14 protein-coding genes are annotated in these 22380 nt (G+C 62.5%); 6 read left to right on the top strand and 8 right to left on the bottom strand.

Going from position 1 to position 22380, the window contains the following annotated elements:
- The first annotated feature begins 38 nt into the window (after positions 1 to 38).
- From ACIROW_RS08290 to ACIROW_RS08280, 3 genes are read left to right on the top strand one after another with little or no spacing between them, the layout of a single operon-like run.
- Positions 39 to 3098, top strand: coding sequence for a ShlB/FhaC/HecB family hemolysin secretion/activation protein (locus ACIROW_RS08290; RefSeq protein ID WP_402274034.1), 3060 nt, complete (start codon positions 39 to 41; stop codon positions 3096 to 3098).
- 8 nt (positions 3099 to 3106) lie between these two features.
- Positions 3107 to 6898, top strand: a complete 3792-nt coding sequence (locus tag ACIROW_RS08285) for a beta strand repeat-containing protein (RefSeq protein WP_402274031.1) — start codon at positions 3107 to 3109, stop codon at positions 6896 to 6898.
- Positions 6888 to 8405, top strand: coding sequence for an argininosuccinate lyase (locus ACIROW_RS08280; RefSeq protein WP_402274029.1), 1518 nt, complete (start codon positions 6888 to 6890; stop codon positions 8403 to 8405). Before ACIROW_RS08285 ends, ACIROW_RS08280 begins: the two co-directional genes overlap by 11 nt.
- Before the next feature lie 100 nt (positions 8406 to 8505).
- Here ACIROW_RS08280 and ACIROW_RS08275 read toward each other — a convergent pair whose 3' ends face one another.
- Positions 8506 to 9747, bottom strand: coding sequence for a cation:dicarboxylate symporter family transporter (locus ACIROW_RS08275; protein ID WP_402274027.1), 1242 nt, complete (start codon positions 9745 to 9747; stop codon positions 8506 to 8508).
- Positions 9748 to 10604: 857 nt separating this feature from the next.
- On the opposite strand from ACIROW_RS08275, the gene ACIROW_RS08270 reads away from it, so the two are divergent.
- Positions 10605 to 11531, top strand: a complete 927-nt coding sequence (locus ACIROW_RS08270; RefSeq protein WP_402274024.1) for a LysR family transcriptional regulator — start codon at positions 10605 to 10607, stop codon at positions 11529 to 11531.
- Positions 11532 to 11544: 13 nt separating this feature from the next.
- Here ACIROW_RS08270 and ACIROW_RS08265 read toward each other — a convergent pair whose 3' ends face one another.
- The 6 genes from ACIROW_RS08265 to ACIROW_RS08240 form a co-directional block, all read right to left on the bottom strand.
- Positions 11545 to 13218 (bottom strand): diguanylate cyclase, encoded by a 1674-nt coding sequence (locus tag ACIROW_RS08265; RefSeq protein ID WP_402274022.1) that lies wholly within the window; start codon positions 13216 to 13218, stop codon positions 11545 to 11547.
- Positions 13219 to 13357: 139 nt separating this feature from the next.
- On the bottom strand, positions 13358 to 14905 hold the full coding sequence (locus ACIROW_RS08260) for a class I SAM-dependent methyltransferase (protein ID WP_402274017.1): 1548 nt from the start codon (positions 14903 to 14905) through the stop codon (positions 13358 to 13360).
- A gap of 51 nt (positions 14906 to 14956) precedes the next feature.
- Positions 14957 to 15799, bottom strand: a complete 843-nt coding sequence (locus ACIROW_RS08255; RefSeq protein ID WP_402274015.1) for an oxaloacetate decarboxylase — start codon at positions 15797 to 15799, stop codon at positions 14957 to 14959.
- 71 nt (positions 15800 to 15870) lie between these two features.
- Positions 15871 to 17196, bottom strand: a complete 1326-nt coding sequence (locus ACIROW_RS08250; protein ID WP_402274013.1) for an MFS transporter — start codon at positions 17194 to 17196, stop codon at positions 15871 to 15873.
- Positions 17197 to 17572: 376 nt separating this feature from the next.
- Positions 17573 to 18871, bottom strand: a complete 1299-nt coding sequence (locus ACIROW_RS08245) for an ATP-binding protein (protein ID WP_402274011.1) — start codon at positions 18869 to 18871, stop codon at positions 17573 to 17575.
- On the bottom strand, positions 18872 to 19570 hold the full coding sequence (locus ACIROW_RS08240; RefSeq protein WP_402274009.1) for a response regulator: 699 nt from the start codon (positions 19568 to 19570) through the stop codon (positions 18872 to 18874).
- Between the two features lie 189 nt (positions 19571 to 19759).
- On the opposite strand from ACIROW_RS08240, the gene ACIROW_RS08235 reads away from it, so the two are divergent.
- Positions 19760 to 20578 (top strand): MipA/OmpV family protein, encoded by an 819-nt coding sequence (locus ACIROW_RS08235; protein WP_402274007.1) that lies wholly within the window; start codon positions 19760 to 19762, stop codon positions 20576 to 20578.
- A 97-nt stretch (positions 20579 to 20675) separates the two neighbouring features.
- On the opposite strand, the gene ACIROW_RS08230 is transcribed toward ACIROW_RS08235, so the two are convergent.
- On the bottom strand, positions 20676 to 21830 hold the full coding sequence (locus ACIROW_RS08230; protein ID WP_402274005.1) for a branched-chain amino acid ABC transporter substrate-binding protein: 1155 nt from the start codon (positions 21828 to 21830) through the stop codon (positions 20676 to 20678).
- Between the two features lie 152 nt (positions 21831 to 21982).
- Between ACIROW_RS08230 and ACIROW_RS08225 the strand changes: the two genes are divergently transcribed.
- Entirely contained in the window at positions 21983 to 22342 is a 360-nt protein-coding gene (locus ACIROW_RS08225) for a nucleotide pyrophosphohydrolase (protein ID WP_402274002.1), read from the top strand.
- Positions 22343 to 22380 lie beyond the last annotated feature (38 nt).

Below are 22380 nucleotides of genomic sequence, written 5' to 3'. Positions count from 1 at the left end.
AAACCGCCACAAAGATAAAAATCAGGAGACAGGGAAAAATGAACAAACCACGTTTTGCCGCGCACCGTCGGCAAATGCTGGCGCTGCAGGTCATGACCATGCTGGCCGCTGCGCCATTACTGGCGCATGCACAGACACCGCCGAGTTCCGGCAGCATCTTCGACGCCAATCGCCAGCAACTCACGCCGACCGACCGCGAGCGCCTGCAAACGCAGGAGCAACCGCGCGGCCGCGTGCAGATCGAGAAGGAAACCCAGGACGCCGATGACGCCTCCACGCCTGCATCGACACCCGCACAACAGGCCGCCGTCAACATCAAGGTGAGCGGCTTCACGCTCAGCGGCAACACCGCCATCGACGACGCTCGCCTGCAAGCCGAGCTGCAGGAATTCATCGGCCGCGATCTGGATTTCAACGGCTTGCGCCGGGCCGCCTCGAAAGTCACCAACCTGTATCGCGAACGCGGCTACATCGTCGCGCGCGCCTATTTGCCGGCGCAGGAAATCCGCGACGGCAAGATCGCCATCGCGGTGCGTGAAGGCGTGATCGGCCAGGTCAGCGCCGACACCGACAACAACGTGCGCCTGAACAAGGCGGTGCTGCAGCGCTACCTGGATGAACTCCAGCCAGGCACCGTGATCCGCGAAAGCGAACTGGAAGGTACCCTGCTGCGATTGTCCGATCTGGCCGGCGTCTCGGTGCGCGCAGTGTTGCGGCCGTCGGCGCAAGCCGGCGCCACCGACATCGTGATCCGCGTCAGCGAGATGACCGCGATCACCTCGCGCGTTTCCATCGACAACTACGGCAACTATTACACCGGCGCCAATCGCCTGTCGGCCAACATCAATCTCAACGATGCACTGGGCCTGGGCGAGAGCTTCGGCATCAATACCCAGAACTCGTTCGAAGGCCTGCGCATCGCCGGCCTCAGCTTCGCCATGCCGGTCGGCGCCAGCGGCGTATCGATCGGCGCCAGCGTCGCCGAACTGCAATACAACGTCGGCAAAAATCTCAAGGACGCGCAGGCCAGCGGCTCGGCCAAGGTCTCCAGCTTCTTCATCAACGACGCGCTGTACCGTAGCCGCAAGGCCAACGTCAATCTGTCGCTGGCGGCCGAGTTCCGTCACTTCCAGGACATCACCTCGGCCACCGTGGTCGACAAGTCCGCGCGCTTCTGGAGCGCCACGCTGTACGGCGACTGGCGCGACAACCTGCTCGGCGCGCAAGGCAACAACCAATGGAGCCTGCGCTACGGCCGCGGCCAGCTCGACAAGGAAACCGCCAACGATGCCGCGCTCGACGCCATCACGTCGAAGGCAGGCGGCAATTACAGCAAGAGCAATGTCTCGTTCAGCCGCCTGCAGCAACTGGGCGGCGGCTACTCGCTGCTGGCTGCAGTCAATGCGCAGTTCGCCAACAAGAACCTCGACGCTTCCGAAAAAATGAGCCTGGGCGGCCCCAACGGCGTGCGCGCCTATCCGGTCGGCGAAGCTGCCGGCGACGAAGGCGTGCTGGGTCGCATCGAGCTGCGCAAGCTGATCGGCGTGTACGGCAACTCCGTGGTCGAAGCTGCCTTGTTCGCCGACGCCGGTCGCGTCACCGTCAACAAGACTCCCTGGGACGCCAGCGAAAACCACCAGTCGCGCTCGGGCTACGGCATCGGCGTCAACGTCTACAACAAGGACCTGGTCTTCAACGCCGCCGCGGCATATTCGCCCGGCGTCAATCCGACCACCGAGCAGCGCAATGCGCGCCGCCTGTGGATCTCGGTCTCGGGTTCGCCGCAAGCGTTCTCGGCGTTCGGTTCCGACACCACCGGCAAGGGCGAGGATTTCGAAGAACCGGAAACCGCCTTCGTCATCTACGGTTCGCTCGGCCTGGTGCCGGAATACGTGCGCCGCGACGGCGCCACGCCGGCAGCAACCGCCGACCAGAGCAAGCTGGCCACGCCCAACGGCCGCAACATGCCGGGCTTCTGGCGCGTGCGTGATAACGTCTCGTATATCGGTGCACACAGCGGCATCCAACTGTATGACCAATGGAAATTCCTGTGGCAGCTCGAAATGGGCTTGTCGCTGAATTACACCAATCGCAGCGCCGAAGCCGTGCCCGACTGGACCCACTCGCAGGACCTGCGCAACACCGGCGTGGCATTCAATCATCCCTCCGCCGGTACGCTGATGTATGGACGCTGGGATACGCCGATGAAGGAGAGCACCACCTCCTTCGATCCGTTCCAGGGTCTCACCAGCGCCGCGCATTACAACATCATCGGTTCGCCCGGCTTCGTCACCAGCATCACCAAGAACTCGGGACCAGCCGGCGACGCCATCAATTCCAACAACGACGACGCCGCCTTCAACCGCCGCCAGGACGGCCTGATCGGCTACTGGTCGCCAAAACTGTACGGCTTCCAGCTCAAGCTGGCGTATTCCAATAACAGCATGAAAGCAGCCTCGGACGTCGCCACCGGCTATCTCTACGGCGGCAGCCTGTCGTACGAGAGCGGCGGCTTCTCCGCGGTGGTCGCGGCCGAGCAGCACATCAATTACTTCGGCATCGCCAGCCTCGGCCGTGATGCGCGCGGCGTCGGCAGCAGCACGCACGTGACCGCCGGCACCTCGTCGAGCGACTTCAGTTTCCGTTACGGCGTCGCCTACGATTTCGGCAAGACCAAGATCTCGCTGATCGCCGACGACCTGTCATATTCGGAATCCGGCGTGGTCAACACCAGCACCACTTCGACCGACATGTCCAACTACCGCCGCCGTGCGTACATGATCGGCGTTTCGCATCAGATCGGCGCGCTCGAATTACGCGCCAGCGCGGCCAAGGCGCTGGCCGGCGACTGCAGCATGATCTCGGGCAACAACGTCAAATGTTCGACCGACGGCATGGGTGCGACCTCGCAGGCGGTTGGCTTCTCGTACAAGTACAGCAAGCAGACACGCTTCTTCGGCCAGTACGTGATCCTGCGCAATGAAGCGCTGGCGAACTACAACTACGCCGTCTCCGGCGTGCTCGGCGCCACCGGCCTGTCGGCCGGCGTGGGCACCACCATCCGCGCCCTCGGCGTGGGCTTCAACTACACGTTCTGAGGTGCGCGATGACACAAGCTTCCCGCAATAGCAGCAGTACCCGCAACGGCAACAAGAAAATCCATCCGGCGCTGAAGCCGGCCTGCGTCGCCGTGCTGACCGCCTGGTGCGGCCTGACGGTGTTGCCGGCGCACGCGCTCGACGCCGGCGCCTTGCCGACCAACGGCCAGATCACCGCCGGCAGCGGCAGCATCGGCCAGAGCGGCACCACCATGACGGTCACGCAGACCAGCGACCGCATGGCCGCCACCTGGAATACCTTCAACATCGGTGTCAATGCAACTGTGAATTTCGTCCAGCCGACTTCGTCGTCGGTAGCGCTGAATCGCGTCACCAGCAGTGATCCCTCACAAATCCTCGGTCATCTCAACGCCAACGGCCGGGTCTATCTGATCAACCCGTCCGGCATCCTGTTTGGTGCAGGCTCGTCGGTCAACGTCGGCGGCCTGGTGGCGTCGACGCTGAACATCTCCGACGCCAACTTCATGGCCGGCAAGAATGTCTTCGCCCTCGAAGGCGCGACGGGTTCCGTGATCAATCAAGGCAACATCACTGCAGCCGACGGCGGCTACGTCGCCTTGCTCGGCGCACAGGTGCGCAACGAAGGCAACATCATCGCGCGCCTCGGCAGCGTGGTGCTGGCGGCCGGCGAAAAAATGACGCTCGACTTCAACGGCGACGGCCTCATCAACGTCGAAGTCAACAACGCCACGCTCAACGCCAACGTGCTCAACAGCGGCTTGCTGCAGGCCGACGGCGGCGCCGTAATCATGACCGCGCGCGCCACCGATGCGATGCTGTCCAACGTGGTCAACAACAACGGCGTCATCGAAGCACGCAGCCTGCAGAACCGCAACGGCAGCATCCTGCTCGACGGCGGCGACTCCGGCGTGGTCGCCAACAGCGGCACGCTGAATGTGTCGGGCCTTAGCAGCGGCGAAACCGGCGGCAGCGCCAAAGTCCTCGGCCAATACGTCGGCCTGTACGACGGCACCCGCATCGACGCGTCCGGCGACGCCGGCGGAGGTACCGTGCTGGTCGGCGGCAATTATCAAGGCAGCGGTACGGAGCATCAGTCCGACGCCGTCTTCATGGGCGGCGACGCCACCATCAAGGCCGACGCCGTCCATAGCGGCGACGGCGGCACGGTGGTGTTGTGGTCGACCGGCAGCACGCGTTTCTACGGCGACATCAGCGCGCAAGCGAGCGGCGCCACAGGACGCGGCGGCAAGGTGGAAACCTCGGGCCACGATCTCCAGGCCAGTGGCCTTGTCCACGTTGGCGCAGCGTCCGGACAGGGCGGCGATTGGCTCATCGATCCGTACAACCTCAACATCACCAGCGCCGCCAGCGTCAACATGACGGCATCCTCGCCCTTCACTTCGAGCGGCGCGGCCAACTCCACCCTGAGCTCGGCGACGCTCAACGCCTCCTTGTCGGAAGGCGCCAACGTGGTCGTCCTCACCGCTGCCGGCAGCCCCACGAACGGCGGCGACATCAACGTGCTCGACGACGTCAAGGCGGTCGGCAATTCGTCGCTGACCTTGCAGGCGCATCGCAGCATCAACATGACCAATCATGTGATCAGCAACGCCACCGGCAAGTCGCTCAACGTTTCCCTGATCGCCAACTTCGGCAATACCGGCAACGGTTCGATCGCGCTGTCCGGCAGCACCATCTCCACCAACGGCGGCAACCTCACCGCCAGCAGCAACACAATCAACGTTTCCGGATCGACCATCGACGCCGGCGGCGGCAACATCAACATGGTCGCCAACCAGGCCAACGTCTCCGTCGCCACCGACGCGTTCATCGTGACCGGCGGCAGCCGCATCGTCACCAACGGCAGCGGCTCGATCGTGGTTGACGGCACCACGCTGGGCAGCGGCAACGGCACGCGCATCTTCAACACCAACAACACCATCGCCGCTACCGGCACCGGCAACCTGACCGTCAGCGGCAACGCCAGCTCGGGCTTCGGCGTTCTGGTCTGCTCGACTGCAGCGACGTCGTCGCAGACGCTCACCGTCGGCAGCGGCAACCTCACGGTCAAGGCCAACAGCGGCGGCTTCGCAGGCGCCAGCCGCGGCGTCTACCTGGCTGCCAGCGGCACCGGTTCGGTCACGCTCAACGCCACTGCGGGCGGCGCCATCAACGTCAACGGCAGCAGCACCGGCAGCTACGGCACCGTGCTCAACTCCACCGGCGCCAGCTCGGTGATCAGCATAGCGACCACCGGCGACATCAACATCACAGGCAATACCTCCGGCGGCACCACGCCGGCACTGGCGCTGATCAGCTCGGGCAACGGCACCAGCTCGGCTGCGGGTTCACAGGTCAATGTCACCAGCACCGCCGGCAACATCACGATGACCGGCAACAACACCGTGATCAACAATTCGAGCGGCTCGTTCAAGGCGCTGTCGATCGATGTCGGCGGCCAATATGCCGCCGTCAACGTCAAGACCACTACCGGCAACATCAGCCTCAACGGCACCAGCGCCTCGGGCCGCGGCGTCGATATCGCGCCGTCCGCGCTGAACGCCGTCGTCAACATCGGCGCCACCAGCGGTAACATCGCGATCAACGGCAACAGCACCAACAGCTTCGGCGGCTACGGCATCTTCTTCAATTCGAGCGGAAGTTCCACCGGCGTCAACGTCACCACCGTCAACGGCGACATCACGCTCCGCGGCGACTCGGTCGGCACCTCGGATGCGATCGCGCTGGGCGGCAACGGCACTGCCTCGGTCAACAACATCTCGTCCCAGGGCGGCAACATCACGCTCAACGGCAACTTCCATTCGCCCAACGTACCCGAGCTGGATCACGGCATCGCCATCCTCGGCGTGACCAACAAGATCCAGACCACCGGCTCCGGCAACGTCACGCTGATCGGCAATGCCGCCGACCAGGGCGATGGCGTCAGCTTCTACAGCAGCGGCAACGCGCTGGTGAGCGTGGAGAATGGCGCGCTGAGCGTGACCGGCTCCAGCGTCTACGGCGATGGCGTCAGCATCCTGACCGGCACCAATGCATTGCGCGCCACCGGCAGCGGCTCGGTCACCGTAACCGGCACGTCGACCAACGCAGGCGGCGTCACGATCTATCCGTCGACCATTGCCAGCAGCGCGACTATCTCGACCAATACCGGCAAGCTGACATTGGACGGCACCAGCGGCAGCGCATCAAGCAGCGCCGGCATCACGATCCGCAGTCCAAGTTCGGGCGCAGCGGCCGGTGTGAATATCTCGTCGAACAGCGGCGCCATCGCACTCAACGGCACCGCCAAGGGCAGCGGCGACGGCATCGCCTTCGTCGGCAGCAGCACCAACGGTTTCAATACCATCAGCACCGGCGGCAGCGCCGGCATGACGCTCAACGTCAACAGCAACGGTGCCGCCGGGATACGCTTCAGCGGCGGCACCAATTCCCTGAAGGTGGTCGACGGCGTCCTGCTGGTCAACGTCAATGCGCCCAACGGCTCGCCGATCGTGCAAAGCGGCGACGCCACCACCTTTGCCGCCAGCGGCAGCGGCGTGGTGATCTACAACTTCGGCCGCGGCATCAGCAACCTGCTGACCAACGCCGCGACGGCGCCGACCACCGCCGCGCTGCAAACCGACCAGACCGCCAACGCCTGGAACCGGCCGAGCGGCAACAGCAACGTGTTCTCGCCGTTCAACGAAAGCGCGCGCCGTCTGACCATCGACGTCGCCACGGCCGCTCAGGCAGGTGAACCGGCAGGCAATTCATCCTCATCCAACTCCAGCACTCAAGGTAACGACAATGCTCAATAAACCTCTTTCCCTTCGCATCGCCACACTGGCGCTGGCGGCCATGACGATGGCCAATGCGGCCTATGCCGCGCCGGCCGGCAAGAAGTCGCCGTACCACGATTACTTCTACTTCCTCGGCGAGATGAACAAGGCGTCGACGGTGATGGTGATCGAGAACAAGATCGTACCGCCCGAGCTCGGCAAGAAGATCGTCTCGGCGGTGGATCAGGTCATCAAGAACGGCGACCAGCCCGGCGCCAAGCGTCCGTCCGACTATCTGCAATACGAGCCGCTGATCCTGGCCATCGCCGGCCCCGACGGTTCACGCATGCACTCCGGCCGCAGCCGCCAGGACATCCTGTCGACCAACCGCCGCCTGATGCAGCGCGAGCGCACGCTGGATCTGATGGAAGCGATGAACAAATCGAAGGCGGAAGTGCTGGAACTGGCCGAGAAAAACCTCGACACCATCGTGCCGGCCTACACCAACGGCGTGCAAGCGCAGCCGACCACATTTGCCCACTATCTGCTGGCGTTCTCCTCGGCCTTCGGCCGCGACAGCGCACGCCTGCAGGAATCCTACGCGCGCCTGAACCTGAGCCCGCTCGGCGCCGGCGCGCTGGGCACTTCCAGCTTCCCGGTCGACCGCAAGCGGCTGGCGGAACTGCTCGGCTTTGACGGCCCGATTGAAAATTCCTACGACGCCGCACAACTCGGCGCGCTCGACCAGGGTATGGAACTGGTGAGCCTGTGCAGCAACGCCGCACTGACCATCGGCATCCTGATGCAGGACTTCCACACCCAATATCACCAGCCGTATCCGTGGATCATGATTCAGGAAGGCCGCCTCACCGGCACCAGCAGCATCATGCCGCAGAAGCGCAATCCCTACGGCCTGAACGTGCTGCGCCTGCAGGCCAGCGACATCGTCGGCGGCGCCATGACCTTTCAGCTGGAAGCGCACAACGTCTCGCCCGGCATGCCCGACTACAAGCGCGACCAGGTGGAGAAGACGCTGGAGCTGACCTCCAACGCCTTCGTCAAGCTGGCCGACCTGCTCGACAACCTGGTGATCGACAAGGCGCGCGCATTGCAGGAAGTCGACGCCGATTATTCGACCACCACCGAGCTGGCCGACATCCTGCAACGCGACTCCGACGTGCCGTTCCGCGTCGGCCATCACTTCGCCTCTGACCTGGTGACCTACGGTCGCACCAACAAGATGAAGCCGGCCGACATCCCGTTCGAGGTGGTGCAGCAGATCTACACGGACGCGGTCAAGAAGTTCGACTTCGAGCGCACTCAGTTCCCGCTGACGCAGGAGCAGTACAAGAAATCGCTGACGGCACAGAACATGCTGGATTCAAGCAAAGGCCTTGGCGGCCCGCAACGCGCCGAAGTCGAGCGCATGCTCGGCGTGGAAAAGAAAAAGCTGGCCAAGGATGAGGCATGGCTCGCGCAACAGCGCCAGAAGCTGGCGGCGGCATCGGCCAAACTGGATCAGACCTTCTACAAGCTGGGCAAGTGATCAGCAAATAAGCCGACAAGCAGAACGAGAAAGACTTTCGCAAGAAAGAAAAGAAGTGGAATAGGAGCAGGTTTTCAGTCCCGGCCAGTCCGGGACTTTTTTATGCCTGCAAGGCTTGCGTCAGGCGTTCGCGATCGAGCGCCTTGTCCCACGCGCAGATCACCACGCAGGCCAGGCAATTGCCGATGACGTTGCTCAGCGAACGGCATTTCATCAGTCGTTCCACACCGAGCAGCAGCACGATGCCGCCCACCGGCACGATCTGCAGCGTGCTCAGCGTCGCCGCCAGCGCAATGAAGCCGGAACCGGTCACGCTGGTGGCGCCCTTGGACGTCAGCATGCAGATCGCCAGCAACGACAGTTGCTGCCACAGGCTCACCTCGATGCCGCCGGCTTGCGCCAGGAACAGCGCCGCCATGGTGAGATAGATGTTGGTGCCGTTGAGGTTGAAGGTATAGCCGGTCGGCAGCACCAGCCGCACCACCGCGCGCGAACAGCCGAGGCGCTCCATCTTTTCGGTCAGTCCCGGCAGCGCCGCCATGGATGAGGTGGTGAAGAACACCAGCAGCAGTTCTTCCTTGATGAAAGCGATCAGGCGGAAGATGTTGACGCCCGCCACGCGTGCGATCAGTCCCATCACCACGCAGATGAAGGCGATGCTGGCGAGATAGATCGCGCCGACGAAATGCAGCAGCGGCAGCACCGACGCCAGGCCGTAGCGGCCGATGGTGTAGGCCATGGCGCCGAAAGCTGCCAGCGGCGCGACCTTGAGGATGATGTTGATCATCCCGAACAGGATGCGCAGATTGGCTTCGATGAAATTGAGGAGGCTGCGGCCGCGCTCGCCCATGCGCGACAGTGCGACGCCGAACAGCACCGCCAACAACAGGATCTGCAGGCTGCTGTTGCGCGTGAACGCTTCGAAGAAGCTGTTGGGAATGATGTTAAGCAGGAAGTCCGTCGCGCCCGAGGTCGACAACCGCGCCGCATAGTGCGTGCTGTCGGCGACGTGCGACAGGTCGAGATGGGAACCGACGCCCGGTTGCAGCAGGTCGGCGGCGAGCATGCCGAAGCCGAGCGAGACGAAGGTCATGATTTCAAAATAGACGATGGCCTTGCCGCCGACCTTGGCGGCGTGCCTCTTGTCCTGCATGCCGGCGATACCCGACACCACCAGCGCGAACATGACCACGCCGATCAGCATGCCGATCAGCCGCACGAAGCCATCGCTGAGCGGCTTCATCTGCACCGCCAGCTGCGGATCGGCGTGGCCGAGCGCGATGCCGATGGCGATGGCGACGACCATGTGCAGGAAGGCGTTTTTGTAGAGGGGCTGCGTCATTGGCTGCCTGGCTGGTTGTGCAGCAGGCGGTCTCCGGGTTGTAATTTATTGGTTGGGTGAAATTTTATACGTTTGGGGGGAAGTTCGGGGAGGCTTGGGCATGAGGGTTATCCGCTATTGTGATTCCTGTTTTGTCCCGACTTTCTTATCGTGCGTTGATTAATGCTGTTCTTTCTTCGATCAACCCTTCGCCGGGGGTAGCCCGGCAGCTACTCACTTTTCTTGTCTCGCCAAGAAAAGTAAGCCAAAGAAGGCGACCGCGATTCGCCGCCCCGCTGCGCGGGGTTCCCGTTGATGCCACGCACAAATCGGGAAGGGAAACAAACTCGCTTCGCTCAGACAAGTTTCCCTTCTTTTTCCGATTTGTGCGCGTCACCAACGGCGACTCATAAGCGGACCGGCCAAACTGGCTCGCTGCGCATCGCCTGGGGTCGCTCGCCTTCGGCGTCGCAATTGTCATGTCTGCGAAGGTAGCGAAGAACGCAGACCATCACTCCACCTCCCTCCCCTGGCGATGCGCAGCGAGCCAGTCTCGAATTCCCGCTTGCGAGCAGCCGCTGGCGGCAGGTGCAAATCGGATAAAGAGGGGAAACTTGTCTGAGCGTAGCGAGTTTGTTTCCCCTCCCGATTTGCGCCTGACGACGCCGGGGACCCCGAAGGGGCTGCGAACTTGCGGTCGCCTTTCTTTGCTTACTTTCTTTGGCGAAGCAAAGAAAGTGAGTAGCTGCCGGGCTACCCCCGGCTAGGTTGATCGAAGAAAGAAAAATCTAAGCTACCGACGAACCGAAGTCGAATCAAAATCCCAGATGTAAAATGTATCCACCTGAAGACTTCCAAACCCAAAAGAGATAACAACAATGGAACTCCGCCACCTCCGCTACTTCCTCGTCGTCGCCGAAGAACAGCACTTCACCCGCGCCGCGGAACGATTGGAGATGCAGCAGCCGCCGCTGAGCCACCAGATCAGGATGCTGGAAAAGGAGCTCGGCTTCGACCTGTTCCGGCGCCACCCGAAAGGCGCCGAACTGACCGCCGGCGGCGCCGCGTTTCTGAAAGAAGCCAAAGCCATCCTGCGCAGCGTCGAACTGGCGGCAGCCAAGGCCGCACGCGCGGCGCAAGGCTTCGAAGGCACCATCGTGATCGGATTCACCAGCTCGGCCGCCGCACATCCGCTGATCCCCGGCATCATCCGCGCCTATCGCGACGCCTACCCCGGCGTACACCTCGACCTGCGCGAAGGCAACGCCGCAGAACTCACCGAGGAAATCGAAGAAGGCAAGGTCAATCTCGGCTTCCTGCGCGCACCGGTCAGCCAGCCACGCGGCATCGGCTTCGTGCAATTGCTCGACGAAGAAATGCTGCTGATCCTGCCCATGGGGCATGCACTGCTGGAGAAGCAACAGAAAGGCGACATGCCGACCGTGTCGCTGCGCGCGCTGGCCGACGAACAATTCATCCTGGTGCGGCGACACGGTGCCCCGGGCATGTATTCAAACCTGATCGAGGCCTGTGAAAACGCCGGATTCACGCCGCACATCGCCTCTGAAGTCGAACGCATGCTGACCAACATCAGCCTGGTCGCGGCGGGCGGCGGCATCTCGGTGGTACCGGCGTCGATGAAGGATTTCCATCGCGACAGCGTGGTGTATTGCCGCATCCGCGACGCCAAGCCTGCGCTGGTGGCGCCGATCACACTGGTCAGCCGCACCGCCAGCATCTCGCCGGCGGAAAAGAATTTCCTCGACCTGGCGAAAAAAATCACGCGCCAGTACAAGAAAAATTAAAAGAGATTGAAGTTCAGGACGACGCCGGCAAATCACTGCTGCTGCGGATGCAGTCGCGGCCTTGCGCCTTGGCAAGGTAGAGCGCCTTGTCGGCGGCACGCATGAGCTTGTCGGCCGCGTCGACATCACGGATCGGTACGAACGCGCTGACGCCGGCGCTAATGGTGACGATGCCCGCCTCGTTGCCTTCATGCAGAAGGCCCAGCTGGCGCACCGCCAAGCGGATCCGCTCGGCCACCGCCATCGCACCTGCTTCGTCGGCGCCAGGCAGCAGGATGCCCACTTCTTCGCCGCCGTAACGCGCCATCAGATCGCCCGGACGCGCCTGCTGCGCCTTGATCACGCGACCGACCTTGCGCAGGCACTGATCGCCGGCGAGGTGGCCGTAGATGTCGTTGTATTGCTTGAAGTGATCGACGTCGATCATCACCAGCGCCAGCGAATTGCCGGTGCGCATGGCGCGGCTGAATTCTTCCTGCAGGCTGAGATCGAACTGGCGACGGTTGGCCAGGCCGGTGAGATCGTCTTCCAGCGCCAGCCGTTCCAGCGCCTTGTTCATGCTCTCCAGATTGACGCGGGCCTGGTCCAGCTCCATTTCCGTGTCCTTGCGTTCGCGCATGAGCGAATTGAAGGCGCTGCCGAGGTCACCGATTTCATCTTCGCGATACGACAGCGGCACCTCGTCATACGTCTTGGAGGCGCGGATTTTCTGGATGTGGCCATGCAGCCGGTGCAAAGGATCGATCAGGGCCGACATGATCAGCCAGGCCAGCCAGCCGGCCAGCGCCGCCAGCGACAGCGACACCAGCAAGGCCTTTTCCTGCATGTCGCGAACCGGCTGGAAAGCATCCTCCTGCAGATAGATCGAACCGATGATCCAGTCCGCCGTCTTCATGCGCTTGAACGAAAACATCGCCGGCTGGCCGCTTCGGCTGGCGCCTTCCATGCTGCCCTCAAAGCCGGCCAGCGCCTGCTCCGTACCGCCGCTCTTGCCGCCGGCGCTGTCGGCGTGCTGCAGGATGCGCGCCTTGTCGATGTGGTCGACGATGACGCCCTTGGCGGTGATGATGTAGATGAAGCCGGTCTTGCCGACCTTGGTGCCGGTGAACTGGCCGAGAAAATTGGCTTGCTGCAGGTCGATGGCGGCAACGAACACCATCTCGATGTTGCCGCTGTCGTCGAACAACGGCTCGGTCATCAGCACGATGGCGCGCTTGGAAATCTGGCTGCGCAACGGCTCGGAAATCACGCCGTGCTTTTGCGCCAGCGTGCGTTGCATGTACTCGCGGTCGGCGACGTTGAAGCGGCCGATGGCACTGGTGTCGTTGAAGTTGGCGAGCAACTGGCCGTCGGCGCCGAACACCGAGAAATTGAAAAATACCTCGGTCAGGCTGGTGTGGCTGGCGAGGTAGACCTGCAGCTGGTGCGGGTCACGCCGCGCTTCCGGCGGCAGGCCCTGCAACAAGGCCCGCAGGGTGACACGGCGCGTGTGGAAGCTCTCGTCGAGGGCGGTGGCAACCATCTTGATCGTGGTGTACTGCTGCACGCCGATCAGCGCCTTGATGTCGCGCTTCATGACAGTCAGCGAGACCGCCACGATCACGGCGGTCGTCACGAGGACGGCAGCGACCACCACCATGATGACCTTGGCCTTGAGCGTCCATTTGACTCGCAACAGGTTGTTCAAAATGTTTTTCTTCTCGAAAATACCGATGGATTCTGTCCAGAAACCGGCTCAATGGTACCCGAGTTTGCACACGGCAATCCCCGGAAGACCTTGCAAAAAATTCATGACTTTATGGATTTCCGCGAGGAAACAAACTATTTCAAATCACCTGCAAAGCCTGTAGCAAAGGCAGCCGCTCGACGAAGAAACGCTGCGCCTGCAGGCTCAGTTCGTCCAGGTTGTCTTGTTCGTCCTCAAGGCGCACGCCGTCGCGCACGATTTTCTTGCCGCCGGCGGAGATGTGCCGCCATACGAAGCCGACGATGGCGTCCGGCGTCTCCTGCCCTTCCAGCACCGCCAGCATGAACAGTTGCTGGATGCGATCGGCCGGCACGCCGCCGCCGGTGACCGGGCTGGCCAGGTGTTCGATATCGCCGTCGGCAGTGCCGTGCACGGCCTGCGAGAGCAGGTGGCGGTTCAGTGCGGCGCTGCCGTCGCGGCCGTGCAGGATGTCGGAATCGGCCTGCACCGGCGCGGCGTGGCCGTTGCCGATCAGCATCATCAGGGTATCCAGCACCTGCTGCAGACCGAGGTTGCGGCTGCCGACGATGCCGGCGATCTCGCCCAGCGAATGCGGCAGGCCATCCGCCAGCACGGCGATGACCGGACCATAAATGTGCTGGTTGAGCGTGATCTCGGACGACACCGTTTTGAGCGTCATCGGGATGTTGTCCGGTGCGGTCAGCAGGACCACTCGCTGTTGCGCCAGCAAGGCGTGATGGCTGGCGGCGTCCAGCGCCTGCGCGCCGCGCACCCAGTAGTCGCGCCGGAATTGCTGGTTCACCATGAAGTCGCGCACGCTCTGGCGCAGGTGGCGGTCGTCGACGGCGTCGCAGAATTCGCGCTGCGGCGGCGTCAGGTTGGCCATGTCGAGATGGTCGCGAAAATCCGCCGAGCAGGCGAATTCCAGACCCGCGTCGGACCAGATTGACGCCATGTCGGCGAACGACTCGACGTGCCAGTCGCGGTTGAAATACTCATGCGCGAGGTAATGCCGGCTCTGTTTTTTGAGGATGCCGATGCGCTCCTGCATGAACGGATTGGCGCGCGCATAGACCGGGTCGGCAGCGAACATGCGCTCGGCGAAATCGAGCGCGGCGTCGATGCGTTCGGCGCTGCCCTTGCCAGTGTTGGACGGCATGTCGAAATGGCGCAGCAGCAGGTCGCGCAGCGGCATGAACGCGGCCCAGCCGGGCTGGGTGTTGTAGCTGACGTAGAGCACGCCGCCGTGCTTGAGGCGACGCGCGACGAAGTCGCGGATGAGCGCGCGGTTGTCGGCCGAGACCCAGCTCCAGATGCCGTGCATGGCGATGAAATCGAATTGCGGCAGATCCTCACGCGTGCAAAATTCGGCGAAGCTGGCCTGCTCCAGTTGTGCGCCGTTGCGGGACTTCTGCGCCAGCGTCTGCGCATGCGCGGCCTGGGCGGCGTTGAAGTCGTTGCCGTACCAGTTCACCGGCGATGCGGCAGCGTGGATGTTGATGCTCAGGCCCTGGCCGAAGCCCAGTTCGCAGGCGGTGCGCACCAGCGGGCTGTCGAGGCCGGCGGCGGCGAACGCCAGTTGCAACCGCGCCGGATTGAGTTGCGGATAGTAGCCGTGGGTGTAGCCGATGTCGGTGACGTAGCCGTCGGTCCAGTTGCCGTTCATGTGGTCTGATTTTCTGATGGGCGGAACCCGCAGTGTCGCAGAATCTCTGTTTTACCGGTAGTTGGCAATGCCCAGCACCGTTTCGTATTCGGCGATCGTGACCGCTCCCGACGGTGCGCCGAATGCACTGCCGGTGCTGCGGATATGCTGTGCAAAGTTGCGCATCATGTGCGCATACGCCAGCGTCGCCGAGATCGGGAAACTCAACACGCGAAAACCCAGCGCCTCGAACTGCGTCGCGGTCAGCGGCGGCGTCTTGCCGTCGACGGCGTTGAACATCAGCGGCGCATCGATGGCGGCGATGGCCTGGCGCATCTCTTCTTCCGACTGCAGCATTTCCAGCAGCACCAAATCGGCGCCGGCGGCGGCGTAGGCCTGGCCGCGCGCAATCGCTTCGTCGAGGCCGAGCGGGATACGCGCGTCGGAGCGGCCGATGATCAGAAAGTCGCGGCTCTTGCGCGTAGCGACGGCGGCGCGGATCTTGTCGGCGTGCTCTTCCTTTGAAATCAGTGCGAGGCCTTTCATGGCGCCGCATTTCTTGGGCGTGACCTGGTCTTCCAGGTGGATCGCCTGGACGCCGGCGGCTTCGTAGTCGCGCACCGTGCGCACGACGTTGTTGAGGTTGCCGTAGCCGGTGTCGGCGTCGGCGATCACCGGCACCTGCACCGCGTTGGCGAAGGCGCGGCCGCGCTCGATCATTTCGCTCATGCCGAGCAGGCCGATGTCAGGCGCGCCCAGCAAACTGGCGGAGAGGCCGTTGCCGGTCATGTAGACGGCCTCGAAACCGGCCTGTTCATAGATGCGCGCACCGAGCGCATCGTGGCAGCCGGGCGCCACCACGATGCCGGGTTGGCGCAGGCGCTGAGCCAGCGTGATCGTCACTTTCTGTGTCATGTCGTTTCCTGCAAAAAATTGCGCCGCCAGTGACGGCGGCGCGGTGTTCATGTAATCAGACTTGCATGGCCTTATTCAGGCGCGCGGTCGTTCCTGATCTTGAGCATCGAGCACAGCACGAAACCGATCATCGGGCTGACCGCCAGCACCAGCAAAGCCATCGAAAAACTATGCGTGGTTTCGCGGATCCAGCCTACCAGATATGGGCCGATGAAGCCGCCGATCTGCGCGAAGCCGTTGATCATGGCGATGCCGCCGGCCGCTGCGGCGCCGCTCAGGAATTGCGTTGGCAATGTCCAGAACACACCTAGCGTGGCCCACAAACCCATCGCGGCGATGCAAATCAGCACCAGGCCCAGCACCGGCGACGGCACCAGCGCACTGGCTGCCAGGAAGACGCCGCCGAACAGGCCGGCGCAGGCGGTGTGCATCTTGCGCTCGCCGGTGCGGTCGGAACTGCGCGCCACCAGCACCAGGCCGACGGCGGCGCAGATGAACGGAATCGCCGAGACGATACCGGTCTGGAAGTTGTTGAGGCCGCCCAGGCTCTTGACGATCTGCGGCAGCCACAGCACCACGCCGTAGATCGCCACGGCGTTGAACATGTAGATCAGCGTCAGGATCCACATGCGCTTGTCGCGGAAGATTGCGCGGAATTCATGCTGCGCATGCACGGCATTCTTTTCCTGCTCGGCGGCCAGCGTGGTGGTGAGCCAGCGGCGTTCTTCCTGGTTCAGCCAGTTGCCTTGTTCGGGACGGTCGACCAGGTAGAAGAAGGTGACCACGCCCATGATGATGGCTGGCACGCCTTCCAGGATGAACATCCATTGCCAGCCCGCGAGACCGAACCAGCCGTGGGTCGAGCTGAGCAGGTAGCCTGACAGCGGTGCGCCGACCACCGACGACAGCACGGTCGCCAGCATGAAACCGGCAACGGCTTTGCCGCGCTCTTTCTTGGGGAACCAGTAGGTCAGATACAGCAGCACGCCCGGTGCGAAGCCGGCTTCGGCCAGACCCAGCAGGAAGCGCAGCGCATAGAAGCTCCACTCACCCTGGATCGACGCCATAGCGCAGCCGACAATGCCCCAGGTGACCATGATGCGAGCGATCCAGATGCGCGGACCGACCTTGTGCAGGATCATGTTGCTGGGGATTTCAAACGCGATGTAGCCGAGGAAGAAAATGCCCGCGCCGAGACCGTAGACCTTGGCGCTCAGGCCGAGGTCGGCGTTCATCGTCAACGCGGCGAAACCGACGTTGACGCGATCGAGGTAGTTGATCATGAACAGGAAGAAGCAGTACCAGACGATCTTGCGATGCAGCTTGCCGATGACGCGCTTGCCGATCTCGGTTCCGGCGTCCAGCGCGCCGGCCGATGCTACGTTGGCGTGAGCCATGTTGTCTCCTTGTGTGAGGTTTGTTATCAGAACGGCATGTCGAGACGCCGCCTGCCCCGGCATTGCTTGCGCTTGCACTTTTGCTTGCTGGCGGGGAAGCCAAATTATACGAGATACCGATTGGAAGGTAGAAAGGTCTGACCAATTTGAATGAAACGGACGCAGGAATGCCTTGGTCGGCACAAATTTAAACATTTAGCCCACAGATAGACATACCTGCGCAGCCTTTACCGGCCTAGAATGCCGGGCACCCACAACAAGAAAACGCCCGCCATGCCGAGCAACAAGATTCTGCTTGCCGCCACGATTGCCATGCTGATCTGGCTGGCCGCCTACCTCCGTCCGGAATTCGGCTTCTGATTCTGCGCAGGCCCGTTCAGGGCGGCAATTGTCGCAACGGAAACCGCATGACGAACATGGCTCCGCCCAGTTCGCTGCCGTCGACGCGGATGCTGCCGCCGTGGCGCGCGACGATTTTTTTCACGATCGACAAACCCAGGCCGTAGCCGCCGGTGGCGCGATCGCGGCTCTGGTCGAGCCGGTAAAAAGATTCGAACACGCGCTCGCGCTCGGCTTCCGGAATGCCCACGCCGTCATCTTCCACCACCAGCGTCCATGCATCCGGCGCCGCCATCTCGGCGCGCACGCGGATGACTGAACTCGCGTGTTGGGCCGCGTTGCGCACGAGGTTGGAATAAGCGCGCGCAAGGGTGCGCGCTTCGGTGACCACTGTCGTGAGTTGCGCGTCGACGCTGCAGCGCAGTTCCAGTTTGCCCAGCGCCAGCGCTTCCGCGGTGACGCCGCAGGTATCGCGCAGGAATTCCGGCAAGGACACGGTCTCGGTGAAGACGCCCTGGCGGTCGTGTTCCAGCATACCGAGGGTGAGCAATTCGGCGACTAGCGCCTCGAGTTCTTCGACGTCCTTGCGCAGGCCGAGGATGCGGTTTTCGGTGGCAGTATCCTGCGCATGGTGCTGCAGGATGTCGAGGCCGAATTCAAGTCGCGACAGCGGCGTGCGCAACTCATGCGAGACCGCGTTGACCATGTCGCGCTGCGCATGGATCAGCTTGCCGATGCGATCAGCCATGCGGTCGAAGTGGCTGCTCAGCTGGCGGATCGATGAGCGCCCCGACAAGCCGACGCGGGCATCGAGCCTGCCGCCGCCGAAACGCGCGGCCGCCAGGCGCAGCTTTTCCAGGTCGCGCCAGTGCGGAATCAGCCAGATGCAGACAGCAGCAAGGATGGTGGCGAAGACCAGCGCGTAGGCCACCACCTCCACCATCGGCAATTCCTCCAGCGACTGCACCCGCACCAGCCCGCCGTCGTCGAGCCTGACGTAGACCACGCAACATTTGCTGCCGGTGATTTCCCAGCCGACGCGATGCTGGACCAGTTGCTCGCGCACGGAAGGCGGCAGTTGCTCCAGCATCTGCATGGGCCGGCTGTAACGTTCGGGCGCGGCAGCGCGCAACTGCGCCAGCAAGGCGTCCTGCTCGGCTTGGCTGCGGCCGGAGAGCAGGCGATTGAGCATGAAGCTCTCGCCGTTGAAGCCGGAGCGAACAGCCTTGGCGAACTGGCCGGCGAACAAGTGCGGGAAACCGTAGTTGACCACGAGGATGGAGGCGACCACCAGCGCCGCAATGACAAGGTACAGGCGCACCAGATTGCGCAGCATTCAATCCTCCCACGCAATCGGACTGAACAGATAACCCCGGCCCCACACCGTCTTGATCTTGCGCGGCTCCTGCGCATCGTCGTTGAAGCGTTTGCGCAGGCGCGAAATGCTGACGTCGACGGTGCGATCCATGCCGTCGAAGTCGATGCCGCGCCAGCGGCGCAGCAATTCATCGCGACTGAGCACCTTGCCGGCGGCCTGCACCAGGATCACGAACAGGTTGTAGTCGGAAGTCTTGAGATCAATCTCTTCGCCCTTCCAGCACACCTGGCGCGCGGCGAGGTCGATCTGCAGTTCGCCGAATTGCAGCTGGCGCACTTCGGCGACGTCGGACTGGCCTTCATGGCGGCGCAGGATGGCGCGCAGATGCGCCAGCAGCAGGCGCGGCTGGACCGGTTTGAGCATGTAGTCGTCGGCGCCGATTTCGAGGCCGGCGACCTGGTCGAAGATGTCGGCGCGCGCCGTCAACATCATCACCGGCAGCGAAGAATCCCTGCGCAGCTGGCGGCAGATGTCCATGCCGTCCATGCCCGGCAGCATCAGGTCGAGGATCACCACGTCGGGTTTTTCGCGTGCGACGGCGGCCAATGCCTGGTCGCCGCGCAGCACCACCGCCACTTCAAAATCGTAGCGGCACAGATATTCCGATATCAATTCGGCAAGACGCACGTCGTCTTCGATCAACAGTATTTTTTTCATCCCTGATGGCTTTCCAATGAGCTTCGCGCTCGCTTCCCGTGCGCATGATAGCCGCCTCACAAGGCCGTGGGCCGGCGCATTACAAACAAAAACATGTTGACACATGGCCGCACATTTTCTTTACCAAACTCCCACAGACTGCGGCGCCGCGGATGCCGACAATGGCGCTCATTCATCACAGGAGAAACCATGACGCATCCACATCGCCGCATTGGCAAGGCAGCCGCTGCTGCCGCAGCAGCCACCCTCACTGCGGCTGTTGCCATTCCGGCATCGGCGCAACAAACCGCCGCCGCAAACAGCGACACCAAAATCACACTGGGCCTGGGCGCGGCCTACATGCCGCGCTATGCCGGCAGCGACGAATACAAGGCCGCCGCGCTGCCCGTCATCAGCGTAGTCACGCCCTGGGGCGGCTTCATCGATGCCGGCGAGGGCATCGGCTATCGCCATGCATTCGGCGACAAGTTCATCGCCTCGGCGGCGCTCGGTTACGACGCCGGCCGCAAGGATTCCAACCAGAACTTCAAACCCGGTTCCGACAAATTGAAGGGCATGGGCGAGGTCAAGGGCGCGACGCTGCTCAACCTCAGCCTCGGCTATCGCCTCACGCAAAACCTGACCCTCAGCGCCGGCGCTTCACAGCCGCTCAGCAACCGCGATCGCGGTCGCAACTATTACGCCAAGGTCGACGCCACGGTGATGACCATGCCCAGGGACAAACTCGCCGTGGCCGGCAGCGCGCTGTTCGGCAGCGACGATTACAACCAGAGTTATTTCGGCGTCACCGCCAACCAGAGCGCGACCAGCGGCTTCAGGAAATATACGCCGGGTTCCGGTCTGTACGCCGTCAAGGCCGCCATTACCTGGACCCACCGTTTCGACGATAACTGGTCGCTGCTGGCCGCTACTGAAGCGACTCGCTACATGACAAAGGCCGGCGACAGCCCGATTGTGAAGGCGCGCACCAGCTACGGCACGATGGCCGCCGTGAACTACACCTTTTGACGTGCAGGAATCCTGCCGGCGGGAAGCGCGGCGCCTGAGATGCATGCGTGATCGAAACTCAGTTCAATTCAGTTCATGAAGGGGCGCGCACTACGTCCTATCTCCTGATGAGTTCGATCGGGGTCCAGGCGCCTTCCCTGATCTGATACACCGTATAGCTCGGATTGATCAGGTTGCCTTTTTCATCGAACGAGATAAGCCCGGACACGCCCGCATAGCGGATGCCGCGCAAGGCCGATTCGATTTTTTTCGGTTCCAGGGAATTGGCCTGCCGCAGCGCCTCCGCCAGCACATTGACGGCGTCATAGGATGCCGGCGTATAGGGAGTGATACGCGATTGGAACTGGCTGGAAAAACTTTTCTGGAAAGCCTTCCAGCGCGGCAGTTTATCAAGCGGGATTCCCGGTGAAACGGCGAACACGTCAATGCCGCCGAGCGCCGCCTCCTTCATCGTTCCCGGGTCGACGGTGACTTCGGCGAGCATTATCTTTTTTGGGAAACCCAGCCTGCGCAGACCGGCGAGCAGACTCTCGCTATGGTTCAAGCCGCCGGAATACAAGCGACCCGCATGGAAGATGAGATCTGGCCTGGTCTGCCTGACCATGTCCAGAGCCGGGGCATAATCCGAGGTCTTGTTGCTGATGGTGGCGCGCCCGACAATGCGGCCGGAATTTTCACGGGCATACACGCTGAACTGATCCGCCATCGCGCTGCCGAACACCGTTCCATCGTCGATGACCATGATGCGTTGCGCCCGCAAGGTTGTTATGGCATAAGCGCCGATGTGACCTGACCGTATGCCGTCGTGCCCGACCATGCGGAAGGTATTCGACAAGCCTTGCTGGGTAAACTGGCTGCCGGTCGACGACGGGCTGATCTGCACAATTCCCGCATCGCTGTATATGTTGGAGACTGCGATACTGGTTGCGGTGTTCCAATGCCCGATCACGGCGACGACTTTGGAAGCGACGAAATACCGGGCAGTCAGGACGGCGATGTTGACGTCTGCCTTGTCGTCATGATCGAGCAATTTCAAGATGACTTTTTGCCCGGCGATCTGGAGAGGGCGCGCATTGATTTCGCTGATGGCGAGCAATGCCGCGTCGCGCGCACTTTGGGCCGGGCCTTCCGCCAGCGGGCCGGCAAAACCGATCGCGACGGTTTTGATATCGTCGCCGGCGACAACTTTGCTTGCCGGCATGCAACAGAGGACCGCGACTAACGCGCTCAGCACAAAAAACTGGGATTTCATGAAATGAATCCTCATTGCAATGCGATGAAGAACATCATAAACGAATTGAAAAAATTACAAATTTTTTCTGGAATCCGTCGCTCGCAACTGACAACTGGGCAATCGGCGCTATAGTGTGGCGCTTGTCCAACCATCCTTGACTGAGGACGACCATGACCACGCCCTCCTCCGACCTTGTCGCCCTGCGCGACATCGTCCGCCAGTTCGCCGAAGAACGCGACTGGCAGCAATTCCACACCCCAAAGAATCTGGCCATGGCCTTGTCGGTCGAAGTGGCCGAGCTGGTTGAGCATTTCCAGTGGCTCAAGACCGGTGAACAGGATGAGCTCGACGAGGCGCGTCGCACCGGCGTGCGCCACGAGCTGGCCGATTCGCTGGTCTACCTGATCCGCCTGGCCGACCGTCTTGATGTCGATCTGTACGACGCCGTGATCGAGAAGATGCAGCTCAACCGCGAAAAATATCCGGCCGACAAAGTCCGGGGGCAATCGCGCAAGTACGATCAGTATTGAAGCCTGTATTGAAGCCGAACCATTGAGCCGGATTAGAA

It is taken from the genome of Herbaspirillum sp. NPDC101397, from assembly GCF_044767325.1.
Classification (GTDB): domain Bacteria; phylum Pseudomonadota; class Gammaproteobacteria; order Burkholderiales; family Burkholderiaceae_D; genus Herbaspirillum.
Note: the sequence above shows the minus strand (reverse complement) of the source record. Positions and strands in the feature narration are given on the sequence as shown.

Bases quoted from the DNA above. Each gene is read 5' to 3' on its own strand.
- ACIROW_RS08290 (WP_402274034.1), top strand. From the start codon at position 39: ATGAACAAACCACGTTTTGCCGCGCACCGTCGGCAAATGCTGGCGCTG.
- ACIROW_RS08285 (WP_402274031.1), top strand. From the start codon at position 3,107: ATGACACAAGCTTCCCGCAATAGCAGCAGTACCCGCAACGGCAACAAG.
- ACIROW_RS08280 (WP_402274029.1), top strand. From the start codon at position 6,888: ATGCTCAATAAACCTCTTTCCCTTCGCATCGCCACACTGGCGCTGGCG.
- ACIROW_RS08275 (WP_402274027.1), bottom strand. From the start codon at position 9,747: ATGACGCAGCCCCTCTACAAAAACGCCTTCCTGCACATGGTCGTCGCC.
- ACIROW_RS08270 (WP_402274024.1), top strand. From the start codon at position 10,605: ATGGAACTCCGCCACCTCCGCTACTTCCTCGTCGTCGCCGAAGAACAG.
- ACIROW_RS08260 (WP_402274017.1), bottom strand. From the start codon at position 14,905: ATGAACGGCAACTGGACCGACGGCTACGTCACCGACATCGGCTACACC.
- ACIROW_RS08255 (WP_402274015.1), bottom strand. From the start codon at position 15,799: ATGACACAGAAAGTGACGATCACGCTGGCTCAGCGCCTGCGCCAACCC.
- ACIROW_RS08250 (WP_402274013.1), bottom strand. From the start codon at position 17,196: ATGGCTCACGCCAACGTAGCATCGGCCGGCGCGCTGGACGCCGGAACC.
- ACIROW_RS08245 (WP_402274011.1), bottom strand. From the start codon at position 18,871: ATGCTGCGCAATCTGGTGCGCCTGTACCTTGTCATTGCGGCGCTGGTG.
- ACIROW_RS08240 (WP_402274009.1), bottom strand. From the start codon at position 19,570: ATGAAAAAAATACTGTTGATCGAAGACGACGTGCGTCTTGCCGAATTG.
- ACIROW_RS08235 (WP_402274007.1), top strand. From the start codon at position 19,760: ATGACGCATCCACATCGCCGCATTGGCAAGGCAGCCGCTGCTGCCGCA.
- ACIROW_RS08230 (WP_402274005.1), bottom strand. From the start codon at position 21,830: ATGAAATCCCAGTTTTTTGTGCTGAGCGCGTTAGTCGCGGTCCTCTGT.
- ACIROW_RS08225 (WP_402274002.1), top strand. From the start codon at position 21,983: ATGACCACGCCCTCCTCCGACCTTGTCGCCCTGCGCGACATCGTCCGC.